The following is a 15,205-nucleotide window of genomic DNA, read 5'->3' on the forward strand; positions in this document are numbered from 1 at the left end:
AGCGCTCGACAATGGGTGCCGCCGAGATCGACTAGAGATCGTCGGCGGGGTGGGGGGCGACCAGGCCCTGCCGCACCCGGGCGGCGCACAGTTCGGCCAGTCGCTCGTACGCGGCGGCGCCGATCAGCGCGGTCAGCTCCGGCCCGTACGACAGGTACATCGGCTCGGTGCCGACGTGCGCGTCGGTCGACGAGGTGCACCACCAGTCCAGGTCGTGGCCGCCGGCGCCCCAGCCGCGCCTGTCGAACTCGGACAGCGTGGAGACCAGCACCTTGGTGTTGTCCGGTCGCGTGACCCAGTCCTGGTCCCGCCGGATGGGCAGCTGCCAGCAGACGTCCGGCTTGTATTCCAGCGGGTGGACCCCGTCGCGCAGCGCCTGGGCGTGCAGCGCGCAACCACCGCCACCGGCGAAGTCCGCGTCGTTGAGGAAGACGCACGGCCCGTCGGTGCCCTGGGTGGCGGTGCGGCGGGCCGGGTTCTTGCCGTCGATGGTGTCCTGGTCGGTCCAGTTCTTGAAACCGCGTCGGAAGTGCTGCCAGGTCTCCGGGGTGAGCCGCTTGACGGCGTTGCGGACCCGCTTCTCGTCGTCCGAGTCGGTGAAGAACGCCCCGTGCGAGCAGCAGCCGTCGGCCGCCCGGCCGGCGATGATGCCGTGGCAGCCCTGGCCGAAGATGCACGTCCAGCGGGAGAGCAACCAGGTCAGGTCGGCCCGGATCAGGTGGGTCTCGTCGGCCGGGTCGGCGAACTCGATCCACTCCCGGGGAAAGTCCAGCGGCACCTCGCGGCTGCGCGGGTCGCCCGGGTCGTCCACCAGCACGCGGAGCTCCATCGTCACCCGGACCAGCGTACGCGTGGTGCCGTTCCTGGGTCGACGAGCCGCACGAACGTGTTGCACCTAGGGTCTTCACCATGCGACTGGGTGTTCTCGACGTCGGATCCAACACGGTGCACCTCCTGGTGGTCGACGCGCACCATGGCGCGCACCCCTGGCCGGCGCACTCGGAGAAGGTCGTCCTCCGTCTCGCCGAACAGATCGGCCCGGACGGGGCGTTGACCGAGGCGGGTGCGGACAGCCTGGTCAAGGCGGTCGGCATGGCCAGGGCGGCGGCTACCGGGCTGGAGGCCGACGACCTGATCGCGTTCGCCACCTCCGCGGTCCGCGACGCCACAAACGCGGCCGACGTGCTCGCCCGGGTCCGCGACGAGACCGGCGTACGCCTGGAGGTGCTCTCCGGCGCGGACGAGGCGCGGATGACGTTCCTGGCGGTGCGACGCTGGTTCGGCTGGTCGGCGGGGCGTCTGCTGGTGCTCGACATCGGTGGCGGCTCCCTGGAGATCGCCGCCGGGATCGACGAGGACCCCGATGTGGCGATCTCGCTGCCGCTCGGCGCCGGGCGTCTCACGAGGGAGCGGCTCCTGCTCGACCCGGCCAGCGCGACGCCGCCGTCGGCGGAGGCCGTCGACAAGCTGAGGGAGTACGTGGACGGCCGGCTGGACAAGGTGGTCGACCAGATCACGGAGGTGGGCTGGGGCCGGGCGGTGGCCACCTCGAAGACCTTCCGCACCCTGGCGCGACTGGCCGGCGCGGCGCCGTCCGGGGCCGGCCTCTGGGTGCACCGCAGGCTGACCCGTGCCGGTCTGCGGCAGATCATCGGTTTCATCCGGCACATGACGCCCGCCCAGATGATGGAGCTGGAGGGGGTCGGCGCGGGCCGGGCCCACCAACTGCTGGCCGGCGCGGTGGTCGCCGAGGCGGTCATGCGCAGGCTCGACCTGGATGCGCTGGACATCTGCCCCTGGGCCCTGCGCGAGGGCGTCATCCTCCGCCGGCTCGATCAACTGGAACCGATCTGAGCAGGTCCCCGGACCGCCGGTGCTTTGCCGGTGCTCGTCCTGAGAACGCCGTGACAGCCGGGCTACGCTGGCGGATGTGACTTCCCGCGTCCCGGTGCTCCTGTCCAGCTCGTCGGTCTTCCCCGAGCCGACCGCGGCGGCGTTCCAACTGGCCGCGGCGCTCGGCTACGACGGCGTCGAGGTGATGGTCTGGACCGACGTGGTGAGCCAGGACGCGGGCGCGCTGCGCGGCCTGTCGGCGCACTACGGCGTGCCGGTGCTCTCGGTGCACGCGCCCTGTCTGCTGGTCACCCAGCGGGTGTGGAGCCCGGACCCGTGGCAGCGGCTGCGCAAGGCCGCCGAGTTGGCCGAGTCGCTGGAGGCGCCGACGGTGGTGGTGCATCCACCGTTCACCTGGCAGCGGGACTACGCGCGCGGATTCGCCGAAGGGCTGGCCACGGTCGAGGACCGGTTCCCCGGGCTCCGCTTCGGAGTGGAGAACATGTACCCGGTGCGGATGGCGGGCCGGCAGTTCGTCCCGTACGTCCCCGGCTGGGATCCCACCGACACCGGCTACCCGTCGTACACCCTGGATCTGTCACACTGCGCGGCCTCGCACAGCGACCCCCTCGCGATGGCCGACCGGATGGGCGCGGGGCTGGCCCACGTGCACCTGGGCGACGGCACCGGCGAGGGCCGCGACGAGCACCTGGTGCCCGGGCGCGGCACCCAGCCGTGCGGGGAGCTGCTCTCCTCGCTGGCCGGGCGGGGTTTCACCGGTGCGGTGGCCGTCGAGGTGGCGACCCGGGGCGCGAAGAGCCGCGCGGTGCGCGAGGCGGACCTACGAGCCGCGCTCGAGTTCGCCCGCCAGCACCTGACCGCGCCGTCGCCGGCCGACGTCTGACCTCGACGTCCGACCCGTCGGCGGCGAGCGTCAGCTGACCGGAGTCAGCGACTCGGTGGCCGAGGTCGGCTGCGGGGCGACCGTCGCCTGCTCGCCGATCGCGGCCCGCTTACGGGCCCGGTGTGCCGCCACGTGCGAGCGGGTGGCGCAGCGCTCCGAGCAGAACCGCCGGCAACAGTTGGACGACGTGTCCAGGTAGACGTTGCCGCACCGCTCGTCGGCGCAGACTCCGAAGCGGGCGCTGCCGTACTCGCAGAGCCAGACCGAGAGCCCCCAGACCGCGCCGGCCAGGTATTCGGCGCTGACCGACGCGCCGCGGCTGGTCACGTGCATGTGCCAGTCGCTGGAGTCGTGCCCGGAGATGCGCGGTTGGACCGGAAACGCCTCGAGCAGCGCGTTGAGCTCGGTCACCGCCTGAGCGTCGCGCCCCGAGGTGCCGTACTCGAAGACGTCGCGCAACCGCTTCTGTGCCCGTCGGAAGATGGCGACGTCCCGGTCGGCGACCTCGTCGCGCATCCAGGCGTTGTCGTCGGGGAAGAGGGCCCGCAGGTCGTCGAGGTCGTCCAGGCGGGCGTTGACCAGGTCAACGCCGGTCCGGGCGTACGCGTCGAAGTTCACACCCCAACGGTAGACGACTCACGGGGCGCGCGGCGCGTCGATGTAGTGCGGCAGGAACCGCGCGTAGCCGTCGGTGATCAGACTCGCGCTCTCCCGGACCCCCACCCCGGCCGACTCGCCGTCGACGATCCAGCTGCCCAGCACCGTCCGGTTGCCAGCGAACTGCGGCAGCGCCCGGAACTCCTGGTAGCACCAGCCCTCGTCGCCGTAGATCCCCGGGTTGGTGATCTCCTCGGCGGCGGTGACGATGCGTACCGAGCCGCCCTCCCGGCCGAGCAGGGGCTTGGCCACGTACTCGGGCATGCCACGCGGTGAGTCGAGGTACGCCGGGAGCAGGTACTCGTGGCCGGGGTACAGCTCCCAGAGGATCGCGAGCAGCGCCTTGTTGGACAGCAGCAGCTTCCAGGCCGGTTCGATCCAGGTGGTCGGGGTGCCCGGTGCCAGCGCCGGCGGCCCGTACGGCTCGGCGAGCATCCACTCCCAGGGGTAGAGCTTGAAACAGGTGGTCACCGGGCGGTCGGCGGCGTCGACGAAGCGGCGACCGTCCCAGCCGATGTGTTGGATGGGTTGCAGCTCGACGTCCAGGCCGGCCTGCCGGGCGGTCTCGGCGAGGTAGCCGGCGGTCATGTGGTCCTCGCCGGACTCCTCCTCGTTCGACCAGAGCACGTGCACCCGACTGTCGTGCAACCCGGCGCCGATCTTGGCCCAGGCGCCGACCAGCCGCTCGTGCAGGCTGTTCCACTGGTCCCGGTCGGGGCGGGTCTGCTCCAGCCAGTACCACTGGATGATGCTCGCCTCGACCAGCGCGGTCGGGGTGTCCGCGTTGTACTCCAGCATCTTCGGGGGCCAGGTGCCGTCGTACGCCAGGTCGAAGCGCCCGTAGAGGGTGGGCGGCGCCTCGCGCAGCGAGCGGGCCACCGCGTCGGCGGCCCATTGCGGGATGCCGAACTCGGCGTACCGGCGGTGCCGCACCACGTGCTCGGCGGCGGCGACCGACATCCGGTGCAGCTCTTCGGTGGCCTCCTCCAGCCGCAGCACCTCGTCGAGGTCGAAGGCGTACGCGGCGCTCTCGTCCCAGTACGACATGATCCCGCCGTCGGGCAGCTCGGTGTCGACGTAGACCAGTCCCTGTGCCCGGATGGTGGCGTCCCAGTCGGCTCGGGGCGTCATGGACTCGCGGCGCACCTCAGCCGCCGCAGGAGGCGAGGTGGGTGCCGAACCCGCCGCGCTCGGGCAGGGCGGCGGTCGCCGGCTCCCCCGCGGTACGCCCAGCGGTGGCAGGGTCGGACACCCGCATCGCCAGCGCGACCGTGTCACCGCCACCGATCGGCCCGAGAGCGCAGTCGTCATCGTCGTCGTCGGAGGTCATGTTGCAGCCGGAGAGAGCGAGCGCGAGAGCGGTGAGAGCGCCAAGCTGCACGGAGGCCGACCGGAGCCGGCGGCGGGGGCTTTGGTTCACGGCATCGTTGTAGCCGATCGACGCCAGCAGCGCAGCCCCAGCCGCCGCCGGGCGGGGGTCCTGGCAGGGGCGATACGCTCGGCTCATGCTCCGTTCCGTCATCCTCGCCGCCTCCCGGTCATCCCAGGTCGAGCGGCTCGTCGCGACCGCCCCGTACACCCGGGACGTCGTCCGCCGGTTCGTCGCCGGCGCCGCCACCGACGACGCGCTGAGCGCCACCCGCGGGCTCGTCGACGACGGTCTGGCCGTCACCCTCGACCATCTGGGCGAGGACACCGTCACCCCCGAACAGGCCACGGCCACCCGGGACGAGTACCTGAATCTGCTGTCGGTTCTCTCGGGGGCCGGGCTCACCCCGGCCGCCGAGGTGAGCGTGAAGCTCTCCGCGCTGGGCCAGATGTTCGACGAGCAGTTGGCGTACGACAACGTGCGTGCGATCTGCGCGGCCGCCGACAAGGCGGGTACCACTGTCACCCTGGACATGGAGGACCACACCACCACCGACTCGACGTTGGAGGTGCTGGCGAAGCTGCGCAAGGACTTCCCGTCGACCGGCGCGGTGCTCCAGGCGTACCTGCGGCGGACCGAGTCGGACTGCCGGGAGCTGTCCTCGGCCGGGTCGCGGGTTCGCCTCTGCAAGGGCGCGTACAAGGAGCCGGAGTCGGTGGCCTACCAGTCGGCCCGCGAGGTGGACAAGTCCTACGTCCGCTGCATGAACATCCTGATGTCCGGCGACGGTTACCCGATGCTGGCGACGCACGACCCGCGGATGATCTCGATCGGCGAGGACCGGGCCCGCTGGTTCGACCGGGGGCCGGAGCGCTTCGAGTTCCAGATGCTCTACGGCATCCGTCCCGAGGAGCAGGCCCGGCTGGCCGGCGAGGGCTACACGGTGCGCACCTACGTCCCGTACGGCGACCAGTGGTACGGCTACCTGATGCGTCGGCTCGCCGAGCGCCCGGCGAACCTGGTCTTCTTCGGCCGCGCGCTGGTCTCCAAGAAGTGAGTGCCGCTTGACGCATCTGGCTAGCGACGTTAGCTTTTCGGCTATGACGGCTAGCCGAGCGTGTGTCGGTGCCTAGGGCCGGGCTCAACCAGCAGACCGTGGTGCGCGAGGCCGCCCGGCTCGCCGACGAGGTCGGCTACCAGCAGCTCACCCTCGCCGCGCTCGCCGGTCGGCTCGGTGTCGCGCTGCCCAGCCTCTACAAGCACATCCGGGGGGCGGACGCGCTGAGCCAGAAGCTCTCCGCGCTCGCCACCGCCGAGCTGGCCACCGAGCTGACCACGGCCGCCGCCGGTCGGGCCGGTGGGGACGCCCTGCGGGCGATGGCGGACGCCTACCGGTCGTACGCCCGCCGGCACCCCGGGCGCTACCCGACCACCCAGCGGGTGCCCGACCCGTCCGACCCCGAACACGTCGAGGCGGGTGAACGCGCGGTCGGCGCCATCTTCGCCGTGCTGCGCGGCTACGGGCTCACCGGCGACGACGCGGTGGACGCGACCCGGGCGGTGCGCAGCGCCCTGCACGGCTTCGTCGCACTGGAGGCCGCCGGTGGCTTCGGGTTGCCCCGCGAGGTCGACCGCTCGTACCACCAGATGGTCGCCGGCCTCGACGTGGCATTCCGCTCCTGGCCGGCCCGCGGAGCCTGAACCGACCCGATCGGCCCGGGTCGGCCTCGCCCGATCCGGTGTTTGGTCGTACCCTTCGGCGGGTGACTGACGGGGTGCAGCAGCCAGCACCGCGGCGGCTCTGGCCGCTGTGGACCGTACTCGTCGTTGTCGTCGTGGTTCTGGGCTGTGGCCTTCCGGCGCTGCTGGTGGTCGGTGCCGTCCGCGAGGCCGGCGGCCGGGCCACGCTCAACCGGGCCGGTGTCACCGCCGCCGACGACCCGGCCACCGCCGTCGCCCGGGGGCTGTCCGACCGGATGGCCGCGCAGCTCCGGCAGCAGTCCGCGGCGTTGCTCGGCGGCGACCGCTCCGCGTTCCTCGCCATCGCCGACCCGGCCGCGCACGCTGACCTGCGGCGTCGATTCGCCGCGTTGCGGGCTCTGAAGGTGACCGTCTGGCGGGCCGAGCCGAGCGGCCTGCCCGTGCCGGTCGTCGGCCGCCCGGGGGAGTGGCGGCTGCTGGTGCGCTTCCAGTACTGCTTCGTGGCGGCCGACTGCCGGCCGAGCCCGGTGCTCATCGGCACCCGCTGGCGGGAGAACGGCGACAAGCCCCGGCTGGTCGCCGTGGAGGAGTCCAAGTCCGCCGAGACCGGCACCCGGCCGTGGGAGATCAGCGACCTGGTCGTGAAGGTGGGCGCGCGGACCATCGTCGCCACCACACCGGCGCTGCGCGGCAAGCTGCCCGCCCTGTCGGCCCAGGCCGAGACGGCGGCCAAGGTCGCCGACACGTACGTGGTGACCGGCTCACCGCCGGACCGCTACCGGATCTTCTACGCCGGCCCTACCGAGTGGCAGCGCTGGTACGGCGGTGGGCGCCCACATTGGACGGGCGGCTACGCGGTGACCGTGGGCGGTGGCCACCACGAGGTCGTGCTCAACGCCGACGGTCTGGCCAGCAGCGGCACCGACGACCTGCTCCGGCACGAGCTGACCCACGCCGCCTCACTGCCCGAGCGCGGATACCCGGGCAAGACGACCTGGTGGCTGGTCGAGGGGCTGGCCGAGTTCGCCGGCTCGGGCGGTCAGCCGGTCGACAGGTACGAGGGGCTCGCCGAGGTACGCAAACTGGTCGGGAGCAGCTGGGACGGCCGGTTGGAGGGCGTCACCCCCGCCGACGACGCACCCGCCGAGCGGATCGGCGGCAGCTACGGCGTCGGCTACCTCGCCGTCCGCCACCTCGTCGACCGGTTCGGGCCGGAGCGGCTGCTGACCTTCTTCAAGGCCGTGGTGCACGACCGCACGACGCTCGCCGCCGCCGCCGACGAGGCGTTCGGTGAGGAGTGGTCGACGTTGCACGACGAGTGCGTGGCGTACATCCGCGCGACCGCCGGTTAGCTGCTCGTTCCGGCGGTGCGGCGGTGGGTCGGGTGCACACCCGACCCACCGCCGTTGTTCACCAGTCGGTGGCGAGCGAGACCCGAGGAGCGAGGGAACCATTGGAGGCTCCCGGGTACATCCAGAGGATCCCGGTCGAGTTCGTCGTCCGGCGGACGTGGGTGCGTCCGGTGGGCGGCGACAGTGAACCAGCACGGCTGCCTGCGCGGAACGACGCGTGTCACGCAGAGATGCCCCTTTGGAACTCACTGCGTTGGATTTGCCGGTCCGGCCTCGGTCATTCGTTATCTTCCTGTGACCTATGGTGCGGAGCCGACGTGAAACATTGATCGCGCCACGGGGGTGCGCGACGTAACACCCCGCGTGTCTTTCCGGATCTCGCAGAGGTGAGGGTGCAATGGTCGGGCACGGGGGATTACGTTTGGTCACAGGGCCCAGACGTCTGGCGGCGCTTACTGCGGCGACGTCGCTGATGGCCAGTCTGCTCACGGGGACGCCAGCGACCGCGAAGCCGGACGACGGCGGGCTGTCCAAGCGGCCGCCCATGTCGCCCGGACGATCCGTGACCGGGGTCAGGCCGTTGGCCCCGCATTTCGTCACCCCACCTGACCAGGCGAAGTCGACCCATCGGCCGTCGCGGACGGCATGGCCGAAGGCCGCGTCGGCGACAGTGGAGCTGACCGGCTCGGCTTCCACGACCCGCTCTGCAGCGCCGGGAAGGACCCGTGCCGCTGGCACCCCGGTCTGGGTGGCGCCGGTCGCGAAGGGTGGTCGTTATGCCGGTCCCCGGCAGATGCGGGTCCAGATCGCGGACCGGGCGACCGCCGAGGCCGCCGGCGTGGACGGTGTGCTGCTGTCGGTGACTCCGGCGGTCAGCGGAAGCAGCGGAAGCGCGAGCGGCTCGGTACGGGTCGGCGTGGACTACGCCGAGTTCGCGGAGGCGTACGGCGGCAACTACGGGTCCCGTCTTCGGCTCGTGCAACTGCCGGCGTGTGCGCTCACCACTCCCTCGCTCGCGGCCTGCCGGACGCCGATCCGGGTGCCCTCCACGAACGACCAGGCGTCCAACTCGGTGTCGGCCGAGGTGCCGCTGACGACTGCCGCCGCCGAGAGCCGGCGGGCCGGCTCGGCGTTGGTTCTTGCCGCCGTCGCCGGTGTTGGCGAGGAGGGCGGCAAGGGCGGCACCTACGCGGCGACCGACCTGAAGCCGTCCGGCTCGTGGAGCGCGGGTGGCAGTGCCGGCTCCTTCACCTACTCGTACCCGTTGACCGTGCCGCCGACCCGGTCGAAGCTCGTGCCGCAACTGGCTCTCTCCTACGACTCCGGAAGTGTCGACGGCCAGACCGTGGCCACCAACGCGCAGGCTTCGTGGCTCGGCGACGGTTGGACCACGCCGAGGTCGTACGTCGAGCAGACCTTCGTCTCCTGCTCGGACAACCCGGGCGGCAGCCCGTCCCCGGTCGAGACGAACGACCGTTGCTACGCCGGTCCGATCCTCACCATCGCGTTGAACGGATCGTCGAGTTCGCTCATCTGGGACTCCGGCAAGAAGACCTGGAAGGTGCAGAACGACACCGGCGCCGTGGTCACCCGGGTCATGAACTCGGGCAACGGCAGCGGTACCGAGGACACCGACTACTGGCGGGTGACCGAGCGGGACGGCACGGTCTACGAGTTCGGCCGCAATCGCCTGCCCGGGTGGACGACCAACAAGCCGGAGACCAAGTCCGTCGACTACGTCCCGGTCTACTCGGCGCACTCCGGTGACCCCTGTTACGACTCGGCCGGCTTCAGCTCGTCGGTCTGCACCACGGCCTACCGGTGGAACCTCGACTACGTCAAGGACGTCCACGGCAACGCGATGGCCTACTACTACAACCAGGCCACCAACTACTACGGCCGTAACGAGGGCGCCACCGACGTGCCGTACATCCGGGACAGCAACCTGGCCCGGATCGACTACGGCTTCCGCGACAGCGGCGCGTACGGCATCGTCCCGAACCAGGTGGTGTTCAACACCGACGACCGTTGCCTGTCGGGCACGTGCAAGCCGTTGAACGAGGCGAACAAGGCGAACTGGCCGGACGTGCCGTTCGATCTCGTCTGCAACTCCGGCACCGACTGCAAGACGTGGAGCCCGTCCTTCTTCTCCACCGTGCGGCTGACCTCCATCGTGACTCAGCAGTACGACACCAGCAGTACCCCGTACAAGAAGGTCGACTCCTACGCCTTCGCCCACACGATGCCGGACCCAGAGGACGGCACGTCACCGACGCTGTGGCTGGCATCGATCACCCGCACCGGGCACGACACCACCTCCGGTGGCTCCTCGAGCGCCATCACCCTGCCCGCGGTGTCATTCACCGGCCTCCGACTCCCCAACCGCGTGGAGGTCAGGAGCGGCTACCCCTCGTTCTACCGGCAGCGCATCGCGGCGATCACCACCGAGACCGGCTCGGTCATCTCGCCCATCTACGAGCTGCCGGAACCCTGCACCGTGCCGGTGACGATCAGTCCCGCCTCCAACACCAAGTCCTGCTACCCGGTCTACTGGACCCCCGAGGGGTTGCCGGACCAGATCCGCGACTGGTTCAACAAGTACGCCGTCACCCGGGTCACCGCGACCGACCCGACCGGCGGTGCGCTCATGACCGCCACAAGCTACGAGTACCTCGACGGTGCGGCATGGCACTACGACGACAACGAGGTAATCAAGGCCAAGTACCGCACCTACGGCCAGTTCCGCGGGTACGGCAAGGTCCGGGTGCGCAACGGTGACGGCGTGAACGACTCCCGCACGTTGACCCAGACCACCTACTACCGGGGCATGAGCAAGAACAACAGCACCGCGGTCTCCACTGTCACCGACAGCGCGGGAGGGGTCCACGAGGACGTTGACCAGCTCGCTGGTCGTGCTCTGGAAACCACCTCGTACCTGGGCGACGGCGGTCCGGTGGACAACTCGACGGTCACCTCGTACTGGGTGTCGGACGCGACCGCGACCCGGAGCCGTACCGGACTCCCGGACCTGACCGCGACGTTCACCGCGCCGGTGCAGACCTGGCGACGGCAGGCCGTCACCTCCGGCGCCAGCACCACCTGGCGATACAGCCAGACCGACATGTCGTACGACTCGTCGATCAACTCGCCGACCTTCGGGCTGTTGCGGCACTCCTACGACCACACCGTGCCGGCGAACCCCACCTACGACCGGTGTACCAGCACGACGTACGCCGCGGCCAACACCGGTCTCAACCTGGTCGGTCTGACCAGCCAGATCGAGACGGTGTCGGTGGCCTGCGCCGGCTTCCGTGCCGGCTCGCCGGCCTCGGTGCCGGGCAGCACCAACACACTGACCGCGCCGACCACTGTCAACCGGCCAGCGCAGGTCGTCTCGCACGTTCGCACCTATTACGACGACACGCAGTTCGCGGAGGCGTTTCCGCAGGCCGCCCCGACCCGGGGCAACGTCACCATGGTCCGCAAGGCGTCGGACTGGATTTCTGGTGCGTACGTCTACCAGACCACCGACAAGGCGGAGTTCGACGCGTACGGGCGGGTGACCGGTAGCTGGGACGGTAACGGCAACAAGGCCATCACCACCTACACCGACAACGCGGCCGGTCTGACCACCGGCATGAAGTTGGAGAACGCGGAGGGTCACGCCACCTCCACGACCATCACCACGCTGCGCAATCTGCCCACGAGCAGCACCGACGCCAACAGCGTGGTCACCCGATCGCAGTACGACGCGCTCGGTCGGCTGACGGCGGTCTGGGTGGCGTCCCGACCCACCAGCGCTCCGGCGAACGTGAAGCACACCTACGCGGTGTCCAACACCGGACCGACCGCTACCAAGACGGAGACCCTCAACAAGAACAGCGGTTATTCGACCACCACCACCATCTACGACGCCCAGTACCGCGTCCGACAAGTTCAGTCGGACGCCAACGTGGGCGGTCGACTGGTCACCGACACGTTCTACGACAGCCGGGGTTGGGTGTCGAAGACCTTCAACGCATGGTATGACGCTGCCAACGGGGCGAGCACCGTCCCGGCGGACGCCGAATCGCTGGGAAGAAAGGCGCTGAACCAGACCCTCAACACCTACGACGGGCTGGGCCGGGTCATCGTCGCGGAGAGTGCCCGCGACGGAGTGGTGAAGTCGTCGACCAGGACCGTGTACAACGGTGACCGCACGACGGTCATCCCGCCGACCGGCGGCACCGTCACCGCGACTGTCAACGACCCGATGGGCCGGCTGGAGAAGCAACTCCAGTACACCGCCGCGCCGACGCTGGTGTCCCCGAGCAACCCCTTCACCGGCCCGTTCCGCCTGACCGGCGGCACCACGGTGGACAGCAGCTACGGATACGACGGCCACGGCAACCAGTCGACCCTGACCGACAGTGCGGGCAACGTGTGGGCCAGCACGTACAACCTGCGGGGACAGGTGATCGGCAAGGATGACCCGGACGCCGGCAACAGCACCATGCGCTACGACGGCGCCGGCAACGTCATCGAGTCGACGGACGGCCGGGGCAAGACCACCTCGGCCACCTTCGACAAGATCAACCGCCGCACGGCGAGCTTCGCCGCGCCGACGTCGGCGCAGTCGGCCAGCAACAAGCTGGCCGCCTGGGTGTACGACAACGACAACAACGCCGCGTCGATCACGAACGCGATCGGCAAGCTGACCACCGCTACCGCCTTCCGCAACGGCGCCGAGTACAGCACCCAGTGGACCAGCTTCGACTCCTTCGGCAACTCGAAGGGCGAGACGATCACCATCCCGGCCGTCGAGGGGGCGCTCGGCAACACGTACGGGTTCGGGCACCTCTACTCGACGGTGACCGGCATCCCCATCGCGGACATCTATCCGGCCCGAGGAAATCTCCCTGCGGAAACAGTGAGCCGTGGCTACGTCGGACGGTTGGACCTGCTGTCTACCCTGGCAGGGCTCGCCGGCTACAGCGCGGTCACCGATTACGACGCCTGGGGTCGGGTCATCGGTAACCAGGTTGGCTCTCCGACGAGCCTGGCCTCCGTCGTCAACATCTACGACGATCACAACGGGCGGCTGAACCAACAGCTGGTGACCAAGACGACGACCACCACGACGGACGTCGACAAGCAGAACTACGAGTACGACCTGTACGGCAACATCACGAAGACGGTCAACACCCGTTACGAGCCGACGACGGTCTCCGAGACGGAGTGCTACCGGTACGACTCACTCCGGCGGCTCACCAAGGCGTGGACGGCGACCGACGGTTGCGCCGTCGCGCCGACCCTCGGCAACCGGGCCATGGTCGGCAGCGGTATCGGCGCCACCAGCGCCTATTGGACCGAGTGGAACGTCGACCCGCTCGGCAACCGGAGCAGCCAGACCCAGTACTCGCTGACCGGCGGGACCGACACCACCACCAACTACGTATACGACGGCAACGCCAAGGGGCAGCCGCATACGTTGACGAGCACCACCACCTCCGGCGGGCTCACCGGCAGCACGTCGTACGGCTACGACGACGCGGGCAACATGACCACCCGCAAGGCTGGGCAGGGCACCCAGACCCTGAACTGGGACGACGCGGGTGAGTTGGCGTCGGTGACCGGCGGCACCGACGGCAACAGCTCGTTCCTGTACGACGCCGACGGCAACCTTCTGATCCAGAAGGACCCGGGGGCCACCACCCTCTACCTGCCCGGTCAGCAGATCACTCTCAACACCAGCACCCAGGCGCTCAGCGGCACCCGCTACTACCCGCTGCCGAGCGGCGCGATGGCCTACCGCACGGGTAGTGGCAACGCGTACGGCTTCACCATCCCCGACGACCAGGGCACGCCCAGCCTCTACCTGAACTACACGGCCCAGGTGCCGACCTGGCGGCAGTACACCCCGTACGGCGCGCCGCGCGGCTCCACCGTCACGGCGCCGGACAACCGCGGCTTCCTCAACCAGCCACTCAACACCAACACCGGCCTGACCCAGGTCAGCGCCCGCAACTACGACCCGACCATCGGTCGGTTCGTATCGGTGGACCCGTTGCAGGACCCGACCGATCCGCAGCAGTGGAACGGTTACTCCTACGCCAACAACTCCCCGGTCACGATGAGCGACCCAGACGGTCTGATCCCCGCCGACTGCCGGGAGTACGACTGCCGCGGTTACGACCCGCGTCCGCTGAAGGAGGGTGACGGTCGGGGGGCCGGCGGCTGCCCGGGTGGCTGCGGCACCGAGGCGAACATTGCGTGGGGCGACGCAAACGGGAAGACGAGCACGAGGGACCGGAAGCGAGAACATCCCCGAGTCCTCGGGCACGTGATCCTGGTGCCTGAAACGGTGCCGCTGGAGGAGTTCACCCGACTTTGGGTCGACCAGCGTGCCGCGAAGTTCGGCGCGTCGGCATTCTCGAACGACGAGCTCGTGAGGAATGACGAGCGCGAGCTCGCCATGAACATCTGCGCTGAGATGGGACGACCGGGCGGCTGCAACGAGTGGATTAAACAGCTCTGGGGCGGCCACTTCGATTTCATGGCGGCGACTATGCCGCCAGACGAGCTGGTCCAGAGTGGTGCCATCGGCGCATTGGGTAGTGTGGGGCCCGGGGCCTTGCCAGGTGGGCGTGGTGGCCGCGGCGGTGGCTGTAACTGTGGCTGTAAGAGCTTCAGCGGCGACACCGAAGTCCTGATGGCCGACGGCACTAGTAAGCCTCTGGACGAGATTGAGCCCGGCGACGAGATCCTGGCGTCTGATCCGCAAAGCGGTGACGAGGGTCCGCGAGTTGTCGAGCATGTCTGGGTGCACTCTGATGAACTGATCGATCTCGAGATCGGCGCATCGACCGTCACCACAACCGAAGACCACCTGTTTTGGAACGCCACCGATCGTGAGTGGCAGCGGGCCGACGAGCTCAGCCGAGGTGACCTCGTCCGGGGGGTCGCCGGTCTCGCTCCGGTGGGTGGGCTGCGCAGTTCCTCGATCCACACGGCTCAGGCCTACAACCTCACCGTTAGTGGGATCCATGCGTACTACGTGTACGCGGGGAAGTTGTCGGTTCTTGTTCACAACGACAATGGACCGATCGATCTAAATGGGAAGAGTCATACGGTCTGGCAACGCGGTCAGTACCGCATCGATATCGAAGCCCGCAACGGCACGAAGCAGATGCACTTCCAAGTCCAGATTCGCGGGGTTAGTTCCATGAAGGCGCCAAAGTACCAGTACGATCCGAAGTCGCAGAAGTTCATCGGCATGCCGAAGTCGCTACAGAAAGAGCTCGACAAGATGCCCGATTACCAGAAGAAGTTCAAGGCTGCTCAGGAAACCTTCGGTCGGGTTATCGGCGCGTGCGGCTGAATCTCAACGGACTAAGGGGAAATGCTCGT

At 69.4% G+C, this 15,205-nt stretch carries 10 protein-coding genes; 6 read left to right on the plus strand and 4 right to left on the minus strand.

Translation table 11 applies throughout. The features are described 5' to 3' along the window. Positions 1-31 precede the first annotated feature (31 nt). Positions 32-829: a hypothetical protein gene (locus ACGFH9_RS05740; RefSeq protein ID WP_393215998.1), complete on the minus strand. Its 798-nt coding sequence runs from the start codon at positions 827-829 to the stop codon at positions 32-34. 80 nt (positions 830-909) lie between these two features. On the opposite strand from ACGFH9_RS05740, the gene ACGFH9_RS05745 reads away from it, so the two are divergent. Further along, positions 910-1,854: a Ppx/GppA phosphatase family protein gene (locus tag ACGFH9_RS05745; protein WP_393215831.1), complete on the plus strand. Its 945-nt coding sequence runs from the start codon at positions 910-912 to the stop codon at positions 1,852-1,854. A 76-nt stretch (positions 1,855-1,930) separates the two neighbouring features. After that, positions 1,931-2,737 (plus strand): sugar phosphate isomerase/epimerase family protein, encoded by an 807-nt coding sequence (locus ACGFH9_RS05750; protein ID WP_393215834.1) that lies wholly within the window; start codon positions 1,931-1,933, stop codon positions 2,735-2,737. 30 nt (positions 2,738-2,767) lie between these two features. Here the strand turns inward: ACGFH9_RS05750 and ACGFH9_RS05755 are convergent, their stop codons facing one another. Genes ACGFH9_RS05755 through ACGFH9_RS05765 form a run of 3 tightly spaced genes read right to left on the minus strand, consistent with a single transcriptional unit; the run spans position 2,768 to position 4,901 of the window. Beyond that, positions 2,768-3,355 carry a CGNR zinc finger domain-containing protein gene (locus ACGFH9_RS05755; RefSeq protein WP_393215837.1) on the minus strand — a complete coding sequence of 196 codons (588 nt, stop codon included), beginning with the start codon at positions 3,353-3,355 and terminating at the stop codon, positions 2,768-2,770. Between the two features lie 18 nt (positions 3,356-3,373). Next, complete coding sequence (locus ACGFH9_RS05760; protein WP_393215840.1) at positions 3,374-4,540, minus strand: glutathionylspermidine synthase family protein; 1,167 nt, start codon at positions 4,538-4,540, stop codon at positions 3,374-3,376. A gap of 1 nt (position 4,541) precedes the next feature. Then, positions 4,542-4,901 (minus strand): hypothetical protein, encoded by a 360-nt coding sequence (locus ACGFH9_RS05765; protein WP_393215843.1) that lies wholly within the window; start codon positions 4,899-4,901, stop codon positions 4,542-4,544. Here ACGFH9_RS05765 and ACGFH9_RS05770 point away from each other — a divergent pair. The 4 genes from ACGFH9_RS05770 to ACGFH9_RS05785 all read left to right on the plus strand — a co-directional run bounded on the left by ACGFH9_RS05770 (position 4,900) and on the right by ACGFH9_RS05785 (position 15,176). After that, entirely contained in the window at positions 4,900-5,820 is a 921-nt protein-coding gene (locus ACGFH9_RS05770; protein ID WP_393215846.1) for a proline dehydrogenase family protein, read from the plus strand. The two genes, ACGFH9_RS05765 and ACGFH9_RS05770, sit on opposite strands and share 2 nt — an antisense overlap. Before the next feature lie 68 nt (positions 5,821-5,888). Then, positions 5,889-6,464, plus strand: coding sequence for a WHG domain-containing protein (locus ACGFH9_RS05775; protein WP_355622845.1), 576 nt, complete (start codon positions 5,889-5,891; stop codon positions 6,462-6,464). Positions 6,465-6,526: 62 nt separating this feature from the next. Beyond that, positions 6,527-7,816 carry a hypothetical protein gene (locus ACGFH9_RS05780; RefSeq protein WP_393215849.1) on the plus strand — a complete coding sequence of 430 codons (1,290 nt, stop codon included), beginning with the start codon at positions 6,527-6,529 and terminating at the stop codon, positions 7,814-7,816. A 748-nt stretch (positions 7,817-8,564) separates the two neighbouring features. Beyond that, positions 8,565-15,176 (plus strand): RHS repeat-associated core domain-containing protein, encoded by a 6,612-nt coding sequence (locus tag ACGFH9_RS05785; RefSeq protein WP_393215852.1) that lies wholly within the window; start codon positions 8,565-8,567, stop codon positions 15,174-15,176. Positions 15,177-15,205: the final 29 nt, after the last annotated feature.

The organism is Micromonospora sp. NPDC049102 (genome assembly GCF_043197485.1).
Lineage (GTDB): Bacteria > Actinomycetota > Actinomycetes > Mycobacteriales > Micromonosporaceae > Micromonospora.